Annotated in this window: 5 protein-coding genes; 4 read left to right on the top strand and 1 reads right to left on the bottom strand. The window is 72.8% G+C overall.

Going from position 1 to position 4,376, the window contains the following annotated elements:
• Positions 1-173: 173 nt before the first annotated feature.
• Positions 174-1,334, bottom strand: a complete 1,161-nt coding sequence (locus tag IY392_RS10710; RefSeq protein ID WP_375292912.1) for a UDP-N-acetylmuramate dehydrogenase — start codon at positions 1,332-1,334, stop codon at positions 174-176.
• A gap of 39 nt (positions 1,335-1,373) precedes the next feature.
• On the opposite strand from IY392_RS10710, the gene IY392_RS10705 reads away from it, so the two are divergent.
• The 4 genes from IY392_RS10705 to IY392_RS10690 all read left to right on the top strand — a co-directional run bounded on the left by IY392_RS10705 (position 1,374) and on the right by IY392_RS10690 (position 4,339).
• A complete protein-coding gene (locus IY392_RS10705) occupies positions 1,374-1,874 on the top strand; it encodes a DUF2505 domain-containing protein (protein ID WP_107757362.1) in 501 nt (166 codons plus the stop codon).
• 83 nt (positions 1,875-1,957) lie between these two features.
• A complete protein-coding gene (locus IY392_RS10700) occupies positions 1,958-2,794 on the top strand; it encodes a DUF2993 domain-containing protein (protein WP_107757363.1) in 837 nt (278 codons plus the stop codon).
• A gap of 20 nt (positions 2,795-2,814) precedes the next feature.
• Positions 2,815-3,318 carry a metallophosphoesterase gene (locus IY392_RS10695; RefSeq protein ID WP_194861200.1) on the top strand — a complete coding sequence of 168 codons (504 nt, stop codon included), beginning with the start codon at positions 2,815-2,817 and terminating at the stop codon, positions 3,316-3,318.
• Positions 3,319-3,391: 73 nt separating this feature from the next.
• Positions 3,392-4,339, top strand: a complete 948-nt coding sequence (locus IY392_RS10690; protein ID WP_194861199.1) for an NADP-dependent oxidoreductase — start codon at positions 3,392-3,394, stop codon at positions 4,337-4,339.
• Positions 4,340-4,376 lie beyond the last annotated feature (37 nt).

Here is a 4,376-nt window from a genome sequence, read left to right as displayed (position 1 = left end):
GGCCGGGTCAACACTAGGAGGCCATACCCCAGCGTGCCAGGGTCAACCGGATCGGTGGGGGCCGGGGTGCCACGCGGCAGTGGTCACGGACAGGGTCTGGTAGCGGCGCCACGGCGAGCGGCGCAGTGGCGAGCGGCTCAGTGGCGAGAGGCGGCTCAGTGGCGAGAGGCGGCTCAGATGCTGCAGCCCACCCACACCGGCTCGGGGTGCAGCTCCACGCCGAACGCCTCGATGACGCCGTCGCGGACCTCGCGCGCCAGCGCGATCACGTCCTCGGCGGTGGCCGAGCCCCTGTTGGTCAGCGCGAGCGTGTGCTTGGTGGACAGTCGGGCGGGGGACGACGACGAGGGATGCCCCTTGCCGAACCCGGCCCGCTCGATCAGCCAGCCCGCGGAGAGTTTGACCCCTCCCGCCGCCGCGAACGCGGGCATCTGCGCCGCCAGCTCGGCTCCGAGCCGGTCGGAGACCCGGGACCGCACCCCCGGGAGCCTGTCCTCGGGGACCACCGGGTTGGTGAAGAAGGACCCGGCGCTCCAGGTGTCGGCGTCGTCGTCGTCGAGCACCATGCCCTTGCCCCGGCGCAGCTCGAGCACGGTGCGCCGCACCAGCGCGGGGTCGGTCCGCTCCCCCGCCCCGACGCCCAGCCGGCCGGCGAGTTCGGCATACCGGATCGGCTCGCTGCGACCGTCGGGGTCGAGCCGGAACTCGACCTCGAGTACCACCGCGGCCGACGAGTTCTTGAGCACGGAGGTGCGGTAGGCCAACCCCAGCGCGTCGGGCCCGACCCACTCGTCGGTACCGGTGGCGCGGTCGTACCAGCGCACGCGGTGCAGCACCTGCGCGACGTCGACGCCATAGGCCCCGACGTTCTGGACCGGGGTGGCGCCCACCGAGCCCGGGATCCCGGACAGGCACTCGAGGCCGCCGTACCCGCGGTCGACGGTGTCCGCCACCAGCTCGTCCCAGGACAGCCCGGCTCCGGCGCGGACGATCATCCCCCCGGGGCCGTCCGTCCCCGCGTCCCGGTAGCGGACCTCGCTGTTGCGGACGGCCACCACCACCAGCTCGAGGTCCCCGTCGGCGACCACCAGGTTCGACCCGCCGCCCAGGACGAGCACCGGCACACCGGCGGCGTCGAGGGCGCCGACCGCGGCCGTGACGGCCTCCGCGGACTCGCACTCCAGCAGCGCGCGGGGACGACCGCCGATCCGCAGGGTGGTGAGATCGGCCAGGCTGGAGTCGGGGACCACCCGGAGACCGGCCACGGTGGACAGCCCGCGGATCACCTCGTCGGCGAGGTCAGCCGGGCGTCGATCGGAGGAAGGCGGGAGCACGCGTCCGAGAGTAACCGCCCCCTTGTAGGGTTTGACCACATGGCGACCCGCTTCTCCCACTCCGCCCGCATCGACGCGCACCTCGAGACCGTGTTCGCCTCGTACGGCGACGAGGCCTTCTGGCACGACCGCCTGGCCGCCATCGGTACCCCCGAGGACTCCCTCGACGAGTTCGTCACCACCGGGGACTCCACCACCGTGACGGTGACCCAGCACATCCCGGACGAGGACATCCCGGACGTGGCCCGCAAGGTCCTGCCCGGCCGCTTGATCATCGTGCGGACCAGCACCTACGCCGAGTTCGACGGGAACCGGTTCACCACCTCCGCCCGGGCGGAGGCCGCGGGTGGACTGGGGATCATCGACGGTGGCTCGGAGTCGCTCTCCGAGGACGGCGTGGTGGTCGAGTCCGCATCGGGCCGGGTCAAGGTGTCCGTCCCGCTGCTGGGCGGCAAGCTCGAGAAGCTGGTCGTGTCCCACCTCACCCGGTTCTTCGACGCCGAGACCGAGCACCTCAACCGCTGGACCGCCGCGCTCTGACCCCCCGCACCGAACCCGGGGTTCTGAGCACGCGCTGAACCGGGGTTCTGCGATCCGGGCCGGTATCGACGACAATTGGCGGAATGCACCCGCGGCACGACACCCAGAGACTTCCCGCTCATGATCGACCCGGCGTCCAGAACGCCGAGACCCAGCAGTTCGCCGCTGGGCCGGGCGCCGATCGGCCCGGTCGCGGCGATACCGGCGGGAGACGTCGCGGCCCGATGATCGCCCTGATCGCCGTCGCCGCGGTGATCCTCCTGGTGGCGGGCGCGGTGGGGCTCGAGTTCGGCACCCGCAACGCGGTGGAGAACCGGATCCAGGAGGAGGTCTCGACCGCCCTCGGCAGCCCGGCGCAGGTCGACCTGGGCGCCCGCCCGGTGCTCCTGTCCTACTTCGGGGGCGACCTCGGCACCGTCCGGATCACCACCGACGGCAGCCCGACGGCGGACGGGGGCGGACCCGCCCCCGCGATCGACATCACCGCCGAGGGAGTGCGGTCCGCCGACGACCTCACCTACGTGGACTCGCTGACCGGGACCGCGTTCGTCTCGGACCAGGCCATGTCGGCGGCCGCGCAACAGGACTCCGCGGGTGACAGCATGCTCGGCGGCCTGATCCAGGTGCAGGAGATCGTCTCGGACCCGGCCTCGGGCACGCTCCGCGTCTCCATCAGCGGACTCGCCGAGGCGGTCGTGACCCCCAGGTTGATCGGCGGCAATCTGGAGATGGATCCGTCCCAGGCGTCGATCCTCGGCTTCGCGCTTCCGCCCGAGCTGCTCGGTGGCACCGTCTCGATGATGGACTCCGCGCTCGCCGAGCTCCCGGAGGGCGTGCAGCTCACCGGGGTCCGGGTGGTCCCGGGGGGCATGGTGGTCGACCTCAGCGGGCGCGACGTCGTCCTGGAGTCGACCCGGTAGCGGGCGGCACATCCGATTCCGTGCGCCTGCTGATCATCGCCGACACCCACGTGCCGACGCGCGCCCGCGATCTCCCGCCCCGCCTGTGGGGGGAGGTCCACGACGCGGACGTGGTGGTGCACGCGGGTGACTGGATGGACGTGGCGCTCCTCGACGCCGTGGAGGAGAGGTCCGCGCGGTTGATCGCGTGTTGGGGCAACAACGACGGCCCCGAACTGCGTGAGCGGCTCCCGGAGGTGGCCCGCGCGACGCTCGAGGGGGTGCGTCTGGCGGTCGTGCACGAGACCGGCCCCACGGCGGGGCGGGACAGGCGCATGAGCGGCTCCTATCCGGACACCGACGTCCTGGTGTTCGGCCACTCTCACATCCCGTGGGACACCGTGGCGCCGGGGGGACCGCGGCTGCTGAACCCGGGGTCCCCGACCGACCGTCGTCGGCAACCGTTCTGCACGTTCATGACCGCCACCCTCGCGGACGGCACGGTGGACGACGTCACGCTGCACCGACTCCCGCCGGCCCGGTAGGCCCGGTGGGCCCGGTAGCCCCACCGACGATCCCGCGAGGGCGGCGCTCGTCGGATTCTGTCACCCTGGGTGCATGAGCTCCCCCACCATGCGCGCCGTGACCCAGGACTCCCTCGGCGCACCGGACGTCCTCGTCGTGTCCGACCGACCCCGCCCCGAGCCACGGACCAACGAGATCCTCGTCCGTGTCAGAGCCGCCAGCGTGAACCCCACCGACTGGAAGCACCGGGCGAACGGCGGTTTCCTCGGCGCGCCACCGTTCGTGCTGGGCTGGGACCTGTCCGGGGTCGTCGAGGAGGTCGGCATCGGGGTGGCCCGATTCGCCCCGGGCGACGAGGTGTACGGGATGCTGTCCTACCCCTTCGGACACGGCGCCCACGCCGACTACGTGACCGCTCCCGCGGCGTGGTTCGCCCCCAAGCCCGCCTCGCTCGACCACGTGCAGGCCGCCGCGCTGCCGCTGGTCTCGCTGACCGCATGGCAGGCGCTCGTGGAGTACGCCGACATCCAGCCCGGGCAGCGGGTACTGATCCACGCCGCGGCCGGCGGGGTGGGGCACGTGGCGGTCCAGATCGCCAAGGCACGCGGTGCGTACGTCATCGGCACCGCCAGCGCCGGCAAGCACGAGTTCCTGCGCGAGCTGGGCGTGGACGAGGCGATCGACTACCGCGAGGTGGACTTCGCCGAGGCGGTCGGCGACGTGGACGCCGTGCTGGACACTCTCGGCGGCGACACGTCCTCGCGTTCACTGCGCACCCTGCGCCCCGGCGGAATCCTGGTGTCGATCCTCCCGGTGGGGTCGGACGATCTCCTCCGCGAGGCCGACGACCTGGGTGTGCGCGCGATCCGCATGCTCGTCGACTCCTCCCGGCACGACCTGCTCTCCGTCACCGACCTCGTGGACCGGGGTGCGCTGCGGGCCCGCGTCTCCGACGTCTTCCCACTCGAGCAGGCGGCGGAGGCGCACCGGCGCGGGGAGACGGGCCGGACCACCGGCAAGATGGTCCTCACGCTCGACTGAGGTGGCGGCCCCGGGCGGCGGGTGGAAGCCGCCGGCC

It is taken from the genome of Dietzia sp. SYD-A1 (assembly GCF_015356725.1).
Taxonomy (GTDB): Bacteria; Actinomycetota; Actinomycetes; order Mycobacteriales; family Mycobacteriaceae; genus Dietzia.
The sequence above is the reverse complement of the archived record's forward strand: the minus strand, read 5'-3'. Positions and strand labels throughout refer to the sequence as shown.